Origin of the sequence: Flavobacterium esculini, from assembly GCF_048284325.1 — a bacterium.
Lineage (GTDB): Bacteria > Bacteroidota > Bacteroidia > Flavobacteriales > Flavobacteriaceae > Flavobacterium.
Map to the genome: position 1 here is coordinate 30056 of NZ_JBLVPI010000009.1, position 17687 is coordinate 47742.

Sequence of the window (17687 nt, forward strand, 5' to 3'; positions counted from 1 at the left end):
ATAAAGTCTTAAAAAGGTTATCCTACAGATCCCTCAAGAGAAATTTCTAATAATTTTTGTGCTTCTACGGCAAATTCCATTGGTAACTTATTCAATACATCTTTACTGAAACCGTTTACGATTAAGGCAATAGCCTTTTCGGTTGGAATTCCACGTTGGTTGCAATAGAAAACTTGGTCTTCGCCAATTTTACTTGTCGTAGCTTCATGTTCGATTTTTGCCGATGGATTTTTACTTTCGATATAAGGGAAAGTATGTGCTCCACAATTGTTCCCCATTAATAAGGAATCACATTGTGAAAAATTTCGGGCATTATCCGCTCTAGCGCTAATTTGCACTAAACCACGGTAACTGTTTTGTGATCTTCCGGCAGAAATTCCTTTAGAAATAATGGTCGATTTAGTGTTTTTACCCAAATGGATCATTTTGGTTCCTGTATCGGCTTGTTGGAAATTATTGGTAACAGCAATCGAATAAAATTCTCCTGTCGAATTATCTCCTTTTAAAATAACGGAAGGATATTTCCAAGTTATCGCAGAACCGGTTTCAACTTGTGTCCAAGAAATTTTTGCGTTTTTCTCGCAGATTCCTCTTTTGGTCACAAAATTGAAAACGCCGCCTTTTCCTTCTTTGTTCCCAGGATACCAGTTTTGTACGGTTGAATATTTTATTTCGGCATCGTCTAATGCGATTAATTCTACTACTGCAGCGTGCAGTTGATTTTCATCACGAGATGGAGCTGTACAACCTTCTAGGTAAGATACATAACTACCTTCGTCAGCGACAAGTAATGTTCTTTCGAATTGTCCTGTTCCAGCTTGATTGATTCTAAAATATGTCGATAGTTCCATTGGGCAACGCACCCCTTTTGGAATATAACAGAAAGACCCATCAGAGAAAACTGCCGAATTTAGCGCCGCATAAAAGTTGTCTTTTTGTGGTACAACCGTTCCTAAATATTTACGAACTAATTCGGGATGTTCTTTGATGGCTTCAGAAATACTCATGAAGATAATTCCTTTTTCTCCTAATGTTTTCTTGAATGTAGTCGCTACTGAAACCGAATCAACTACGATATCCATTGCCACATTATTCATCATCTTTTGCTCATCGACCGAGATGCCTAACTTTTTATACATTTCTAAAAGTTCAGGATCTACATCGTCTAATGTTTTATTAGGATCTACCGCTTTTGGAGCTGAATAATAGGAAATGGCCTGAAAATCAGGTTTGGTATAATGCACATTAGCCCATTCTGGCTCGATCATTTGCTCCCAAGCACGAAAAGCCTCAAGACGCCAATCGGTCATCCATTGAGGTTCTCCTTTTTTGTGCGAAATAGCGCGAACGATATCTTCATTTAAACCAATAGGAAACGTTTCTGATTCTAATTCGGTATAAAATCCGTATTCGTATTCTTTAGTTTCGAGTTCGATTTTTAAGTCGTCTTCGGTATATTTTGACATATTTTTTTATTTAATGTTTTACAGAGAAAATGATTCTCCACATCCACAAGTTCTATTGGCGTTTGGGTTGTTGAAAACAAATCCTTTACCATTTATTCCTCCTGAAAATTCTAATATTGTTCCGGCTAAGTATAGAAAAGATTTTTTTTCTACAGCGATAGTGATATCGTTGTCTACAAAAATTTTATCGTCGTCGCTTTTTGTTTTATCAAATTTTAAATCATAAGACAATCCAGAACATCCGCCGCTTTTTACACCAACTCTTACGTAGTCGATTGCAGCATCAAAACCATCATCTTTCATTAGATCGATGATTTTTTTTCTTGCAGTGTCAGAAACTTTTATCATAGCTTATATTGATTTTGTCTAAATTAAGGACAAAGATAGTGTATAAAAATCTTTTTCCATAATTGATAACATTTTTATAGCTAATGCCAAAATAGAAAAAAGCTATTTGGAACCGATAAAAGCGTTTGAATTCCTTAACTTTGATTCCTCTCGAAAAAAAACCATGAAATTATATCCTATAGAAACTGGAAATTTTAAACTGGATGGCGGCGCAATGTTTGGTGTGGTGCCAAAAAGCATTTGGAATAAAACCAATCCAGCCGATGAAAATAACCTGATTGATATTGCCGCACGGTGCCTATTAATTGAAGATGGCGATAAATTGATTTTGATTGATACCGGAATGGGAAATAAACAATCCGAGAAATTTTATGGGTATTATTCGCTTTGGGGAACCCATTCCATGGATAAATCCTTAGGTAAATTTGGTTTCCATCGGGATGAAATTACGGATGTTTTTATGACGCATTTGCATTTTGATCATTGCGGCGGAAGTGTGCAATGGAATAAGGACAAAACGGGCTACGAACCAGCATTTAAAAATGCTAAATTTTGGAGTAATGATAAGCATTGGGAATGGGCAACAAAACCTAATCTAAGAGAAAAACCGTCTTTTTTGTCTGAGAATATTTTGCCAATGCAAGAAAGCGGACAGTTGTATTTTATCCAAAGAACTGAAGAAGATTTCCTTGAAAAATCAGAACTGGGTTTCAGTATTTTCTTTGCTGATGGCCATACGGAGAAACAAATGATTCCACACATTCAATATAAAGACAAAATGATTGTTTTTTGCGCTGATTTATTGGCGACAGCCGGACACATTCCAATTCCTTATGTGATGGGCTATGATACCAGGCCGCTTTTAACATTGGACGAAAAATCAAAATTCATGAATACAGCTGCTGAGAATAATTATTATTTGTTCTTGGAACACGATGCGCATAACGAAATTATAACGGTAGAAAAAACAGAAAAAGGAGTTCGGTTGAAAGAGCGATTTACTTGTGACCAAATCCTAACATAATGTCAACTCTTAATATTTTTGTAACAAAATAATTTATTTTATACTAATTTTGTAACTTTTAAAACCTACACATGAATAGTATTAAACCCATTTACATTTCTGCACTTGCAATATTAGCTCTGTCAGGATGTGGCGCTTCAAAACAAGTTTCTAATTCTATAACAACAAGTACTGCGATAAGTGCTCCGCTAAACATTAAAAAAAATGCCGCAATAAATGAAAACGATTTGAAACGTTGGAGTCATTTAGACCTAGTTAAAGATACCATTCCCGGAATGAGTGTTGATAGGGCTTATGCCGAATTATTAAAAAATAAAAAAGGAGTAAAAGTTATCGTAGGGATTGTAGATTCAGGAGTTGATATTGAGCATCAAGATTTAAAATCGGTGGTTTGGACCAATACAAAAGAAATAGTAGCAAACGGAATTGATGATGATAAAAATGGATATGTTGATGATATTCACGGTTGGAATTTTCTAGGAGACATTACCAAGGAACATTATGAATATGAGCGAATTATCAAAAACAAGAATCTTGTTGACAAAGTAATCTATAAGGCAGCAAAAACGCTTAGTGATACTAAAATGGCAGATGCCACAAAAAGAAAAACAAGTTCAGAGCAAATGTTAGTTACCCTAAACGAAGGTGATGCTAGATTGATTAAGCATTTTGGAAAGCCAGTTTATTCAGTTGAAGAGGTAAAAGCAATTGTTTCACAAGAACCGGAAGTACAAAAAAGTAAGGCTGCTATGGAGCAAATGCTTTCTTATGGGATGCCCATAGCGGAACTGAAAGTTGCTGTTCAAAAACAATTAGATGGTATCAATACCCTTTTGCAAGGAGAAAATCTAAAAATAGATTACAGAAAAGTTGTTGGAGATAATCCAGAAGATATAACAGATACTAAATACGGGAACAATAATGTTATGGGTCCGGATAAGAATGCAATTCTTCATGGAACTCACGTTGCCGGAATTGTTGCTCAAACCAGAAACAACGAATTAGGCGGTGACGGAATTGCAAATAATGTTGAAATTCTAACCGTTCGCGCGGTGCCAGACGGAGATGAATATGACAAAGATATTGCACTTGGAATTCGGTATGCGGTTGATAATGGTGCTAAAGTAATTAACGGAAGTTTTGGAAAAAGCTTTTCCCCTCATAAACAATGGGTCTATGACGCTATCAAATATGCGGAGAAAAAGGATGTGTTAATTGTTCATGCAGCCGGGAATGAAGCAAAAAATATTGACACCGAAAATAATTTTCCTAACGATTCTGATGATAAAGTAACTGAATTTGCGGATAATGTAATCACAATTGGGGCCTTAAATTTTGAATACGGAAACAAGGTAGTGGCACGATTTTCTAATTTTGGAAAAACCAATGTTGACGTTTTTGCACCGGGTGTAAAAATTTATGCGACCACACCAAATGATTCTTATAAATACTTACAAGGAACATCAATGGCTTCGCCAAATGTTGCCGGAGTTGCAGCATTAATCCGTTCGTATTACCCAAAATTATCCGCACAACTGGTAAAACACATTTTGATGGATTCAGGAGTAGCGATTACTACAGATGTTATTGTTGGTGGAAAACCTGCTGACACACGATCTTTTACTACTTTATCTAAATCCGGAAAAATAGTAAATGCATACAATGCGTTATTGATGGCAGAAAAAATGTCTAAAAAATAATAATTTCAATTTCAATTTATAAATAGAAGGGCAGATTGTTCTTCCTTTTTTTATTTTGAACAAGATAAAAATACCCTTTAAGATTCACTCTTTTGCTTTCGAACAAATCTTAATGGAGTGTTAATCCATTTAAATTTTGTGATAAAAAAACATAATTTAGGCCCCACATTTAATTTAAAAATTTATAAATGAACCATATTAAACCCATTTACTATTCAGCTGTTGCTTTTTTTGCATTAGTGGGATGTAGTGCTCAAAAACAAGTTTCCAAAACTACGGCTCCTACAATAGTAAGTGCTCCGTTAATTATTAAGAAAGTTGCTCCTATAAGTGAAACAGATTTAAAACGTTGGAGTCATCTAGATTTAGTGAAAGATACGATTCCGGGAATGAGTGTTGACAAAGCGTACTCCGAATTATTGAAAAATAAAAAAGGAGTAAAAGTTATCGTAGGGATTGTAGATTCAGGAGTTGATATTGACCACGAAGATTTAAAATCAGTGATTTGGACCAATACCAAAGAAATTACAGGAAACGGAATTGACGATGATAAAAACGGATTTGTAGATGATATTCATGGCTGGAATTTCCTTGGTGATTCAGGATTTGAAAATTTAGAGATGACCCGTATTTTGAAAAAAGCAGATGATGGATCAGTGGCATATAAAAATGCTAAAGCAGATTATGAAAAGAAATACAACGAAGCTTTAGAAGGGAAACAACAAGTAGATTTTCTTTTGAATACCAATAAAGTGATCCAAACGTATTTAAAGAAAGACGATTATACGCTTGAAGAATTGAATGCAATTGTGAGTACTGATGAAGTGTTGAATAAAAGTAAAATGATTATGACGCGCGTTATTGGGCAGTCAGGTCCAAAATTTAGCGCTGATATCGAAGAATACAGAAAGTATATTTACGACCAATTGAATTATAATTTGAATAAAGATTTTAATGGCAGAAAAATTATTGGCGATAATCCGGATGATATAAACGATACCAAATACGGAAATAATGTTGTTTACGGGCCGGATAAAGAAGAAGCCTTGCATGGAACTCATGTTGCCGGAATCATTGCTCAAGTGAGAAACAACAATATTGGAGGTGACGGAGTTGTAAACAATGTTGAAATTATGGCCATAAGAGCCGTTCCTAATGGGGATGAATACGATAAAGATATTGCTTTAGCGATTCGGTATGCGGTTGATAATGGGGCCAAAGTAATCAATGGAAGTTTTGGGAAAAGCTATTCTCCACACAAGCAATGGGTTTTTGATGCTATAAAATACGCTGAAAAGAAAGATGTTTTGTTCGTACACGCATCAGGAAATGATGGGAATGATATTGATTTAGAAAAAAACATCAATTTTCCAAATGATTCTGAAGACAACAAAATAGAGTTTGCTAAAAACGTTCTTACTGTTGGAGCCTTGAATAATGTATATGGAGAAGCGGTAGTTGCACCATTTTCTAATTATGGAAAAATCAATGTAGATGTGTATGCTCCGGGTATGGAAATTTATGCATCAGTGCCAAATAATAAATACAAATACGAACAAGGAACCTCAATGGCTTCGCCAAATGCAGCTGGAGTGGCCGCATTAGTTCGTTCGTATTATCCTAAATTGTCTGCCAAGCAAGTAAAACAAATTCTCATGGATTCTGGAACACCACTGCCAGCATCAGTAGAATTAGGGGAGAATAATGAAAAAAAATCGGCAACTGATACTTCAAAATCAGGGAAAATGATCAATGCTTGTAATGCTTTGATCTTAGCTGAAAGAATATCTAAAAATTAAATCCAAATAGGTGTTAATCTAATGGGAGAGCTTTTGCTCTTCCATTTTTTATAATAAAAAATGATGCGAAAATTCCTTTTACTATCTTTTATCACACTTAATTGTAGTGCTTTATTGGCTCAAAGCTCCACGTATTGGCAACAACATGTTGATTATAAAATGGACGTCACTATGGATGTGAAAAATCACCAATACAAAGGGAAGCAGGAATTGGTTTATACCAATAATTCTCCTGATACTTTGAGAAAAGTGTATTACCATTTGTTCAATAATGCTTTCCAACCCGGAAGTGAAATGGATGCCCGAATTCAAAGCATCAAAGATCCGGATGCCCGAATGGTCAACAAAATAAAAGTAGACGGTAAAGAGGTCAAAGAAAGCCGAATCAAAACTTTGAAACCTAATGAAATTGGCTATTTGAAAATCACTAATTTCAAACAAGATGGAATTCTCGCTTCCGCAAAAACGGTAGGAACGATTCTCGAAGTGACTTTGGCAAAGCCAATTTTACCGAATTCAAAAACTACTTTAACGTTGGATTTTGATGGTCAGGTTCCAGTCCAAATTCGTCGTTCCGGAAGAAATAATGTGGAAGGAATAGAATTATCAATGGCACAATGGTATCCAAAAATTGCCGAATTCGATTTTGAAGGCTGGCACGCAGATCCTTATATCGCCAGAGAATTTCAGGGTGTCTGGGGAAATTTTGATGTAAATATTACCATTGATAAGGATTACATTTTAGGGGGATCCGGTTATTTACAAAACCAAAACCAAATTGGACATGGATATCAAGATGCAGGAATTGTAGTTTATCCAAAGAAAATAAAAACAGTGACGTGGCATTTTATAGCACCAATGGTTCATGATTTTACTTGGGCAGCCGATAAAAATTACATCCATGATGTAGTCAAAGGACCTAATAATGTTGATTTGCATTTCTTGTATAAAAATAGTCCAAAGACGATGGAAAATTGGAAACAATTAGAGCCATTAATGGTCAATGTGATGGATTTCTATAATAAACACATTGGAGATTATCCATACAAGCAATACTCCTTTATTCAAGGCGGAGATGGCGGAATGGAATATGCCATGTGTACGTTGATGTTAGGTGACGGAACTTTAAAAGGAATTTTAGGTACTGCAACGCATGAGTTGGGACATTCTTGGTTTCAACATGTTTTGGCTTCAAATGAATCGAAACATCCTTGGATGGATGAAGGTTTTACAACCTACATAGAGGATTTGGCATTAAATGAAATGGCAGTCAAAAAAGAAGAAAATCCATTCAAAGGGAATTATGCGGCCTATTATAAGTTAGTTGAATCAGGGAAAGAACAACCGCAAACCACTCATGGCGATCGTTATGATGAAAACCGTCCTTATAGTATTTCGTCTTACGTAAAAGGCAGTATTTTCTTGTCGCAATTGGGTTACGTGATTGGACAGGATAATTTAGCCAAAACAATAAAAAAATACTACCAAGATTTCAAGTTCAAACATCCTACGCCAAATGATATCAAGAGAACTGCTGAACGTGTTTCGGGGGCAAATCTAGATTGGTATTTGGTGGATTGGACCGAAACTACGAACACGATTGACTATGGAATCGCAACAGTAAAAGATGATGCCGATAAAACTGTTGTAACATTAGAAAGAATAGGCAGAATGCCGATGCCAATCGATCTGACTGTGGAATATACGGATGGAAGCACAGAAAGTTTCTACATTCCACTACGCATGATGAGTTTTGAAAAAGAAAATCCAAATCCAGCAGTAAAAAGAACAGTTCTGAATGATTGGGCTTGGGCGTATCCAAGTTTTGAGTTTATAATTGCTAAACCGAAAACGACCGTAAAGAAAATCACCATTGACCCAAGCGGATTAATGGCCGATGTGAAAAGAGAAAATAATACGTATGAAATAAAGTAATTTTTCATTAAACCAAAAAGAGTCTAGCGTAAAACTAGACTCTTTTTGGTTTTAAGTAATAAATTTTATTTTTCGGCGCCCAAATTTTTCAACATATCCACTGTCATGCTTTCTAAATCAAATTTGTGTTTCCAATTCCAATCGTTTCTGGCTTCAGTATCATCAATACTTGCCGGCCAGCTATCGGCTATTTTTTGACGAAAGTCAGGTTTGTAGGTAACGGTAAATTCAGGAATGTGTTTTTTGATTTCGGCGGCAATCTCTGTTGGTGTAAAACTCATTGCCGCCAGATTATAGGAAGAATAAATTTTTATTTGTTCAACCGGCGCCTGCATAATTTGTATCGTTGCAGCAATGGCGTCATCCATATACATCATCGGCATTTTAGTTTCAGAGGATAAAAAACATTCGTATGTTTTGTCTGAAAGTGCTTTATGGAAAATATCTACGGCATAATCTGTAGTTCCACCACCGGGAGGCGTAGACCAGCTGATTAAACCAGGATAACGGATGCTCCGCACATCAACGCCAAAAATATTGTGGTAGTATTCACACCATCTTTCACCTGCTTGTTTGCTGATTCCATAAACGGTTGAAGGTTCCATAATGGTATATTGTGATGTATTTTCTTTGGGTGTTGTTGGGCCAAAAACAGCAATGCTGGAAGGCCAGAATATCTTTTTTATTTTTTTAGCTTTCGCCAAATTCAAAACGTGAAACAAGGAGTTCATATTTAAATCCCAAGCAAAAGCAGGGTTTTTCTCGGCCGTTGCCGATAATAATGCCGCCATAAGATAGATTTCATCGATTTGATGAATCTCTACAAGATGCTCAATTTGATTGAAATCCAGCGCATTTATCACTTCGAAAGGACCCGAATTGACTACGTCATTATTCAGTTTTCGAATATCAGAAGCAATTACGTTTTCTGTTCCATATATTTTTCGCAACTTATGGGTAAGTTCCGTTCCAATTTGTCCGCAAGCGCCGATAATCAATATTTTAGTACTCATTTTGTCTGTTTTGAAATCCAAAGATAACATTTTCGTAAATAACACAAATTTGATATAAAAAGTTATAAATTTACTAAAATGGTATTTAAAACGGGTGTAAAATTCTTAATTTTTGTTTTTTTAAATACAAAAAGAGCTTCTAGAATATTAGATTGTTATTCCTATGCCGTAATTCGTAATTGTAAATTTACTTTGTAACTTTGTACTTTAATTCAAATTCAAATGAAAGAAGCGTAAAAGGAATTTTATGCTAACAAGATGGAACAGGTATGCGAATTACATGCGACCATTAAAAACAATAAATAACTACACATGAAATACAATATAGCGGTCTTCTTTTCTCTTGTTTTCGCTTTGTTCTCGTGCCAAAACGACAATCAAAAACGCATTGCCGAAAATAAGAAAGAGATCAAAAAAAGAGAAATCATATTTAAAAACATAGAGAAAGGGTGGGTTTTTTATGATACACCTATAACTGAGGCTTCAGAAAAAAGTATTGCTACCTGGAACGAATTGCGAATGTTTTTGGCTGAATTAGCTCAAAAACCTAAGAAAACCATTGGTGCTTTTCAACAAAAAGCGGAAGCACTTTCTAAAAAAGCAATGGCTTTGAATGAAAACATTCCGTATGATTTCAGCAAGCCCCAGATAAAAAGTAGAATTTCTACCTTAATCACTAAAGTACGATTGCTCGATTTATTCATTCATTTGGATAATATTCCAGATAAAAAAGTAACGCAGTTAGTTGCGGAAATTAATTTGGAATTGGTTTCACTGCAAAGACAAATGGACAAAATTGTAGAAAAAAGCAAAATCCCTGTCGAAGAAGGAGAATCTGACTTGTTGAAAATGATGGACACGACAAGAGCTATTCCTAATACGCCAGCACCTAATACACCAATCGACCCAAATCTGCCACGCGTTGAGTAAAAAAGCCTTATATAATATTTACGATAATTCGCCAAAAACCCAGCAAATTGTTGCTCGTTTATTGGAAAATAATCAAGTAAAAATGCACCTTTCCGGACTACTTGGATCGGCGCTTTCCTTTGTAATTCGTTCCATTTTCAAGAAGTCGGAACTTCCTTTTTTGGTTGTTTTAAACAATAAAGAAGAAGCCGCTTATTATTTGAACGATCTCGAACAGATGGTTGGTGAGCAGGATGTACTGTTTTATCCCGGTTCCTACCGTCGTCCGTATCATCCCGAGACTTCGGGAGAAGAAACGGATAATGCGAATGTTTTGCTTCGCGCCGAAGTCCTCAACAGAATCAATTCCCGTAAAAAACCGGTAGTTATTGTCACGTATCCCGAAGCATTATTCGAGAAAGTGGTAACCCGAAAAGAATTGGATAAAAACACGTTGAAAGTAGCTGTTGGAGACAAAATCTCTATCGATTTTATCAACGAAGTATTGTTCGAATACGAATTCAAAAGAGTGGATTTCATTACGGAACCCGGAGAATTTTCGGTTCGTGGAGGAATTGTGGATGTATTTTCATTTTCGAATGATAATCCGTACCGAATTGAGTTTTTTGGAGACGAAGTGGAGAGCATCCGTAGTTTTGATGTAGCGACTCAATTATCGATTGTACAACAAAAGAAAATCACGATAATCCCAAATGTGGAGAACAAAGTTTTTCAGGAAAACCGAGAAAGTTTCTTGGACTACATTTCGGAGAAAACGGTAATTTTTATCCAGAACACCGAAGATTTTTTATCGCAATTAGACAAACAATTTGGCAAAGCCGAAGAAGCTTTCACAAAATTATCGCAGGAAATAAAACGGTCCACACCGGAACAATTGTTCTTGAATCAAACGGAGTTTATAAAAAGAGCGTTGGATTTCTCGATTGTAGAATTGAGTCCGAAAGCTATTTTTAGAACTACCAAAAAATTCGAATACCACATTCAGCCGCAACCGTCATTCAACAAACAATTTGATTTGTTGTTGAACAACTTGAATGAAAATCATTTCAATGGGTACAAGAATTATTTGTTTTGTTCGAATGATGCCCAAGCCAAACGATTTCATGATATTTTTGAAACCTTGGATGAGGCCAATTCGGAGAACATCAGGAAACAATACCATACCGTTGTTTTGCCTTTGTACCAAGGATTTATTGACGAAGAAAACCAAATAACCTGTTATACAGACCATCAGATTTTTGAGCGCTATCATAAATTCAGCATCAAAAATGGCTATTCGAAAAAACAGAATATTACTTTAAAAGAACTCACAACTTTGTCCGTTGGTGATTATGTGACGCATATTGATCACGGAATCGGGCGTTTTGGAGGGTTACAAAAAATACAGGTTGAAGGCAAAACACAAGAAGCCATCAAACTTGTGTATGCCGATAATGATATTGTGTATGTAAGCATTCATTCGCTGCACAAAATTTCCAAATACAACGGAAAAGATGGGACGCCACCCAAAATTTACAAATTGGGTTCGAATGCCTGGAAGATTTTAAAACAAAAAACCAAGGCGCGTGTCAAACATATTGCCTTCAATTTGATTCAGTTGTATGCCAAGCGACGACTGGAGAAAGGATTCCAGTTTGCACCTGACAGTTATTTGCAAAATGAACTGGAAAGTTCCTTTATTTACGAAGATACGCCGGATCAAACCAAATCGACAGCAGAAGTAAAAGCGGATATGGAAAGCGACCGCCCAATGGATCGCTTGGTTTGTGGTGATGTGGGTTTTGGTAAAACCGAAGTCGCGATTCGTGCGGCTTTCAAGGCAGTGGATAACAGCAAACAAGTTGCGATATTAGTTCCTACAACTATTTTGGCCTACCAACATTACAGAACCTTTACCGAACGATTGAAAGACATGCCGGTTTCTGTTGGGTATTTAAACCGTTTCAGAACGGCCAAGCAAAAAGCGGAAACGTTAAAATTATTGGCCGAAGGAAAACTCGATATTGTGATTGGAACTCACCAATTGGTTAACAAAAATGTAGTTTTCAAAGATTTGGGATTGTTGATTGTGGATGAGGAGCAAAAATTTGGCGTCAACGTAAAAGACAAACTCAAAACCATAGCTGCCAATGTCGATACATTGACATTGACGGCAACGCCAATTCCGAGAACGTTGCAGTTTTCATTGATGGCAGCGCGCGATTTATCCGTAATTACAACACCGCCACCAAACAGATATCCTATTGAAACGAATGTAGTTGGTTTTAGTGAAGAGTTGATTCGAGATGCGATTTCGTATGAAATTCAGCGTAACGGACAGGTTTTCTTTATCAATAACAGAATAGAAAACATCAAGGAAGTCGCCGGAATGATTCAGCGTTTGGTGCCAAATGCCAGAGTTGGAATTGGTCACGGCCAGATGGAAGGACGAAAACTAGAAGAATTGATGTTGGCTTTCATGAATGGAGAATTTGATGTTTTGGTGGCGACCACCATTATCGAAAGTGGTTTGGACGTTCCGAATGCGAATACGATTTTCATCAATAATGCGAATAATTTTGGATTGTCTGATTTGCATCAAATGCGGGGTAGGGTAGGGCGTAGCAATAAGAAGGCGTTTTGCTATTTTATTTGTCCGCCGTATTCAGCGATGACGGATGATGCCAGGAAACGAATCCAAGCTTTGGAACAATTCAGTGAACTCGGAAGCGGATTCAATATTGCGATGAAAGATTTAGAGATTCGTGGTGCCGGTGATTTATTGGGAGGCGAACAAAGTGGTTTTATCAATGAAATTGGTTTTGATACGTATCAAAAAATCATGAACGAGGCCATTGATGAATTGAAAGAAAATGAATTCAAGGATTTGTATCCTGAGGAAAATAATTTGGAGACTAAAGAATACGTCAAAGACTTGCAAATCGACACCGATTTTGAGTTGTTGTTTTCGGATGAATACATCAATAACGTCTCGGAGCGATTGAGTTTATACAATGAATTAGGTACGGTGAAAAACGAAGAAGAACTGATTGTTTTCCAAAATAAACTGATTGACCGTTTTGGTCCTTTGCCACCACGAGCTAATGCGTTAATGAATAGTATTCGTATTAAATGGATTGCTACCCGTATTGGAATCGAGAAACTGGTGATGAAACAAGGCAAGATGATTGGGTACTTTGTGTCGGATCAACAATCGGATTATTATCAATCCAATCGTTTTCAGCAGGTGTTGCAATTTGTCCAAAAACACAGTTCCATTTGTAAAATGAAAGAAAAACAAACACCATCTGGTTTAAGGCTTTTGTTGACTTTTGACAATGTGAAGAATACCAGGACTGCTTTGGAATTGATGGAGATGTTGGGAGGGGAATGAAGAATGTTTAGGTTAAGTTATTTAGTTAGAAATGTTTTTGTGCGAAGACCAACTAGTAATCCGCTCATTTTTTGAACTAATGGGTAATCTTGGATTTATTTCATTACCGCTGCTCTAATTTTTCAATTGCATAATCAAAAAAAAATTAAATTATTCAGGAGTAATTGATCAAAAGTATATAAAATTCCTTTTATCAAAATTCCATTTGTGGTAGCTTGTTTTCTTAATCTTCCATCGCGAAAGTAAAATACCATTATGTTTATGAGCATAATGCCAAACGGAAAAATCTTCAAAACTTAAGCCAGAGCTATTTCTAAAATAGGAGCAATACTTATAAAATTTTCTTCTTTTTCCGTTATTATTAATTCAATTTTTCCAGAGTTGGGTGATTTTGACTCTGTAAACTTATATTTTCAAGATGAATCGCGTTTTGGTTTGTTCTCCCAAAATGGAAAATCAGTTACTGCTATTAGTGTTAAACCGATTTGTACATTTCAACAAGTTTTTAAATCAACTTGGCTTTCTGTAGCTTTTGGCCCGAAACTGGGACCATTTTCAATTAATACTCCCGCATTGCAACGCTGATAATTTTCTAGTTTTTCTAAATAATTTCTCAAAATAAATTCGAAAGAACTCAAAATAATGGCGCTGGATAGTGGAAGGTTTTATAAGGCTTAAAGATTAATCATTCCTAAAATATTGTTTTGGTTTTTCTAACACCATATAGTCCGGAACTTAATCCCGCTGAAAAATGGGGGCAAAATACAAACGAGAGTTTCCTAATAAATTTATAATTCATTGGAAGATGTTGAAGATTTCATTACTAATGTCGTAAAAGCTATAAGCAAAAAAGAGGTAATGAGTATCTGTGGATATAGCTATGGGTTTTTAGATAAAATTTTGACTATATAATACATGTGTTTATTACCCTCAAAAAAATACAGTCATTGAACTAGTTGCATAAAAAAGCCCCAATTTTTTATAAAAATCAGGGCTTTTAGTATTTAAAAATTGACAAGAGTCATTTTGAATCTTTCAAATTAGATCAAATTTAAAACTGTTTTATTTATTCGAAAGAAAATGATTTAATAAAAATGCAGTTGAAGAATCGTGATTTTTTACTTTTTTAGTGTTAATCTCTTCTAAAATTGAGTTGGCTAATTGTTTTCCTAGTTCAACACCCCATTGGTCATAACTGAATATATTCCAGATAATTCCTTGAACAAAAATCTTGTGCTCATATAATGCAATTAAAGAGCCTAATGTTCTTGGAGTTAATTTTTGTATTAAAATAGTATTAGTAGGCTTATTTCCAGTAAAAACTTTAAACGGTAAAAGAAATGCAGCTTTATCTGCAGCAAGACCTTGTTTGTCGAATTCCGATTGGACTTGTTCTTCTGTTTTCCCGTGTAACAATGCTTCTGTTTGTGCAAAAAAGTTAGACATCAATTTATCATGATGATCTTCATCACCGTATAACGGTTTTATAAATCCGATAAAATCAGTAGGAATCAATTTAGTTCCTTGGTGAATTAATTGAAAAAAGGCATGTTGTGAATTGGTTCCTGGCTCACCCCAAATAATAGTTCCGGTTTGATAGTTTACCAGTTTTCCATCACGACCAACACTTTTTCCATTACTTTCCATAGTACCTTGCTGTAAGTAAGGCGCTAATTTTTGTAAATATTGTGTATAAGGAATTAACGCTTCGCTTTCGGCTCCAAAGAAATTATTGTACCAAACACTTAATAAAGCTAGAATAACTGGTGCATTTTTATCAAAATCAGCAGTTTTGAAATGATTATCCATTTCATTGGCACCACTTAACAATTTGTCAAAATTCTCAAAACCAACTGCTAAACTTATTGAAAGCCCTACCGCACTCCATAAAGAAAAACGACCTCCAACCCAATCCCACATAGGGAATACATTATCAGGATTAATCCCAAATTCTGTTACTTTTGTAATATTGGTAGAAACTGCAACAAAATGTTTAGCAACATCTTCTTGTTTTGTCCCGAAGTCTCGGGATAAAAACCACTTTCTGATTGTTTCAGAATTAGTTAATGTTTCTTGTGTTGTAAAAGTTTTTGAAACAATAACAAAAAGTGTAGTTTCTGGATTTAGTTTTTTTATAATTTCATTTACATGATCCCCGTCCACATTCGAAACAAAATGAACGTTTAAATGATTTTTGTAAAATTGTAATGCTTCAACAGCCATTGCAGGTCCTAAATCTGAACCACCAATACCGATGTTTACAATATCCGTAAACGGTTTTCCTGTAAAACCAGTTCTTTGCCCCGAAGTTACTTCATGAGTAAATACTTTTATTTTATTTTTTACCTCATAAATTTCAGGAACTACATTTTGTCCTTCTACATTTATAACAGCTGATTCTTTGGCTCTTAAAGCCGTGTGAAGTACTGCTCTGTTTTCGGTTTGATTGATAATTCCACCATCAAAATAGTCCGCAATAGCATTTTTAAGTCCTGCTTCTTCTGCCAACTCAAGTAATAATTGAAGTGTTTCTTGGTTGATGATATTTTTTGAATAATCAATTAAAAAATCATTCCATTTCAAGTTAAATTTCTGTGTTCGTGAATCATCTGCTTGAAACAGTTCTTTCATGGAAGCTTTTTCCATTTCACTGTAATGCTGTTGAAGTTTCTTCCAAGCTACTGTTTCCGTTGGGTTTATTGTATTTAAAGCCATTTATATTTGGATTATCGTTTTGTTTAATTTTTGACAAAAATACTAAAATTAGTTTTAACGATAAATGCCTTTGCAATTATATAACAATTAAAAAAAATTGCCAAATAGTGATGCTTTAAATTGATAGAAAAGAACCATTGTAATTTACCTAATCAATTGGTTATAAATTAGCTACACTGTCTAATTTCCATTTTAAAGGAGTTATAACCTTTAAAAACTGTTCTTTATTTCTACCGCTCATTGGTTCTCCGGTAGGTAATTTAAGACGTAACGCATCTACCTGAACCCTATTTTTCCAAAATCGATAACAAACATGAGGACCTGTTGCTAAACCGGTGCTTCCTACTCGACCTATAACCTGACCTTGATTGACATGCTGCCCTCGACGCACTAAAATCCTTGACATATGTAAATATTGAGTAGAATAGGTTCCGTTGTGCTTTACTTTTACAAAATTTCCGTTTCCTGCCGTAAAACCCGTCTGCTCTACAATTCCTGCAGCGGTTGTTGTAATTGGTGTTCCATATGGTGCGGCATAATCCGTACCTTTATGTGCTTTCCATCGTTGTTGTACGGGATGAAATCTATTGGTTGAAAAACGAGAAGAAATTCTGCTAAATTTTATCGGTGTTTTAAGAAAGAAATTTTTCAATGTTTTCCCTTCCTCATCGTAATATTCTATTTTATTGGACGAAGGATTCTGGGCGTAGGGAAATGCGTAAATTATTTTCCCTTTGTATTCAAAAAAAGCTGCTTTAAGACTGTCTACGCCATCATAAACTGAATCATTTACAAATCTTTCCGTAAAAGTAATGGCGAACCGATCTCCTTTTTTAAGTTTAAAAAAATCGATAGACCAAGCATAAATTTTAGATATTTTACTCGCCAAAGCACCTTCTACATTAGCACCTTCCAAAGTTTCAGACAAAGAACCCTTTAGTAATCCCCCTATTGTGCGGGTCTTTATAGTTACAGGTTTCATTTTTTTATATGTCACCACAGCTGTATCTCGCAAATCGACTACATAATAAGTCAATGCATCCGGCTGATAAATAAAAACCTCTAAACTATTTGTTTTGTTTTTTGATCTTAGTAACGTATACGGTTTGTTTATTCTGATTGTTCTAACATCAAATGTATCCTTTACTTGTTTAATGATGTCATATACTTTCTTATAACCGATATTTTGATTTTCGATAATTGTACCAAAAGTATCTCCTTTTTTTACCGTATCCTGAACCACATTAAAATCAGAATATCGAAACCCAAACTCCATTTTCTTAGCCGCTGGTTTTATAATTTCTTTTTCTAATACATCATTAGATTTAGTACAAGAAACTAAAGAAAACAACACTATAATTGCTATTAATACTTGTTTCAAACT

At 35.3% G+C, this 17687-nt stretch carries 11 protein-coding genes; 6 read left to right on the forward strand and 5 right to left on the reverse strand.

The window, feature by feature from the left end; all coding sequences use genetic code 11:
• Window positions 1-17: 17 nt before the first annotated feature.
• Window positions 18-1466, reverse strand: coding sequence for a Fe-S cluster assembly protein SufB (sufB, locus tag ACNQGG_RS09410; RefSeq protein ID WP_417963328.1), 1449 nt, complete (start codon window positions 1464-1466; stop codon window positions 18-20).
• 18 nt (window positions 1467-1484) lie between these two features.
• Window positions 1485-1814, reverse strand: a complete 330-nt coding sequence (locus ACNQGG_RS09415) for a HesB/IscA family protein (protein ID WP_099714058.1) — start codon at window positions 1812-1814, stop codon at window positions 1485-1487.
• A 163-nt stretch (window positions 1815-1977) separates the two neighbouring features.
• Here ACNQGG_RS09415 and ACNQGG_RS09420 point away from each other — a divergent pair, with 163 nt between their 5' ends.
• The 4 genes from ACNQGG_RS09420 (at window position 1978) to ACNQGG_RS09435 (ending at window position 8272) form a co-directional block, all read left to right on the forward strand.
• Complete coding sequence (locus ACNQGG_RS09420; protein ID WP_417963331.1) at window positions 1978-2838, forward strand: MBL fold metallo-hydrolase; 861 nt, start codon at window positions 1978-1980, stop codon at window positions 2836-2838.
• Window positions 2839-2909: 71 nt separating this feature from the next.
• Window positions 2910-4538, forward strand: coding sequence for a S8 family peptidase (locus ACNQGG_RS09425; protein WP_417963333.1), 1629 nt, complete (start codon window positions 2910-2912; stop codon window positions 4536-4538).
• 188 nt (window positions 4539-4726) lie between these two features.
• Window positions 4727-6337, forward strand: a complete 1611-nt coding sequence (locus tag ACNQGG_RS09430; RefSeq protein WP_417963335.1) for a S8 family peptidase — start codon at window positions 4727-4729, stop codon at window positions 6335-6337.
• A 63-nt stretch (window positions 6338-6400) separates the two neighbouring features.
• On the forward strand, window positions 6401-8272 hold the full coding sequence (locus tag ACNQGG_RS09435) for a M1 family metallopeptidase (RefSeq protein ID WP_417963574.1): 1872 nt from the start codon (window positions 6401-6403) through the stop codon (window positions 8270-8272).
• A gap of 65 nt (window positions 8273-8337) precedes the next feature.
• Here the strand turns inward: ACNQGG_RS09435 and ACNQGG_RS09440 are convergent, their stop codons facing one another.
• Entirely contained in the window at window positions 8338-9285 is a 948-nt protein-coding gene (locus ACNQGG_RS09440) for an L-threonine 3-dehydrogenase (protein ID WP_417963337.1), read from the reverse strand.
• A 312-nt stretch (window positions 9286-9597) separates the two neighbouring features.
• On the opposite strand from ACNQGG_RS09440, the gene ACNQGG_RS09445 reads away from it, so the two are divergent.
• Entirely contained in the window at window positions 9598-10215 is a 618-nt protein-coding gene (locus tag ACNQGG_RS09445; protein ID WP_417963339.1) for a hypothetical protein, read from the forward strand.
• Window positions 10208-13588: a transcription-repair coupling factor gene (mfd, locus tag ACNQGG_RS09450; RefSeq protein WP_417963341.1), complete on the forward strand. Its 3381-nt coding sequence runs from the start codon at window positions 10208-10210 to the stop codon at window positions 13586-13588. The genes ACNQGG_RS09445 and mfd overlap by 8 nt, the downstream gene beginning before the upstream one ends.
• Window positions 13589-14650: 1062 nt before the next feature.
• On the opposite strand, the gene pgi is transcribed toward mfd, so the two are convergent.
• Together pgi and ACNQGG_RS09460 are read right to left on the reverse strand one after the other, a co-directional pair.
• Complete coding sequence (gene pgi, locus ACNQGG_RS09455) at window positions 14651-16303, reverse strand: glucose-6-phosphate isomerase (protein ID WP_417963343.1); 1653 nt, start codon at window positions 16301-16303, stop codon at window positions 14651-14653.
• Window positions 16304-16463: 160 nt separating this feature from the next.
• The gene (locus ACNQGG_RS09460; RefSeq protein WP_417963345.1) at window positions 16464-17684 is read right to left on the reverse strand and encodes a M23 family metallopeptidase; all 1221 of its coding nucleotides are present in this window, start codon (window positions 17682-17684) and stop codon (window positions 16464-16466) included.
• Window positions 17685-17687: the final 3 nt, after the last annotated feature.

Excerpts from the sequence above, each read along its gene's own strand:
- pgi (WP_417963343.1), bottom strand. The coding sequence starts at position 16,303 with ATGGCTTTAAATACAATAAACCCAACGGAAACAGTAGCTTGGAAGAAA.
- ACNQGG_RS09445 (WP_417963339.1), top strand. The coding sequence starts at position 9,598 with ATGAAATACAATATAGCGGTCTTCTTTTCTCTTGTTTTCGCTTTGTTC.
- ACNQGG_RS09430 (WP_417963335.1), top strand. The coding sequence starts at position 4,727 with ATGAACCATATTAAACCCATTTACTATTCAGCTGTTGCTTTTTTTGCA.
- sufB (WP_417963328.1), bottom strand. The coding sequence starts at position 1,466 with ATGTCAAAATATACCGAAGACGACTTAAAAATCGAACTCGAAACTAAA.
- ACNQGG_RS09415 (WP_099714058.1), bottom strand. The coding sequence starts at position 1,814 with ATGATAAAAGTTTCTGACACTGCAAGAAAAAAAATCATCGATCTAATG.
- ACNQGG_RS09435 (WP_417963574.1), top strand. The coding sequence starts at position 6,401 with ATGCGAAAATTCCTTTTACTATCTTTTATCACACTTAATTGTAGTGCT.
- ACNQGG_RS09420 (WP_417963331.1), top strand. The coding sequence starts at position 1,978 with ATGAAATTATATCCTATAGAAACTGGAAATTTTAAACTGGATGGCGGC.
- ACNQGG_RS09425 (WP_417963333.1), top strand. The coding sequence starts at position 2,910 with ATGAATAGTATTAAACCCATTTACATTTCTGCACTTGCAATATTAGCT.
- ACNQGG_RS09440 (WP_417963337.1), bottom strand. The coding sequence starts at position 9,285 with ATGAGTACTAAAATATTGATTATCGGCGCTTGCGGACAAATTGGAACG.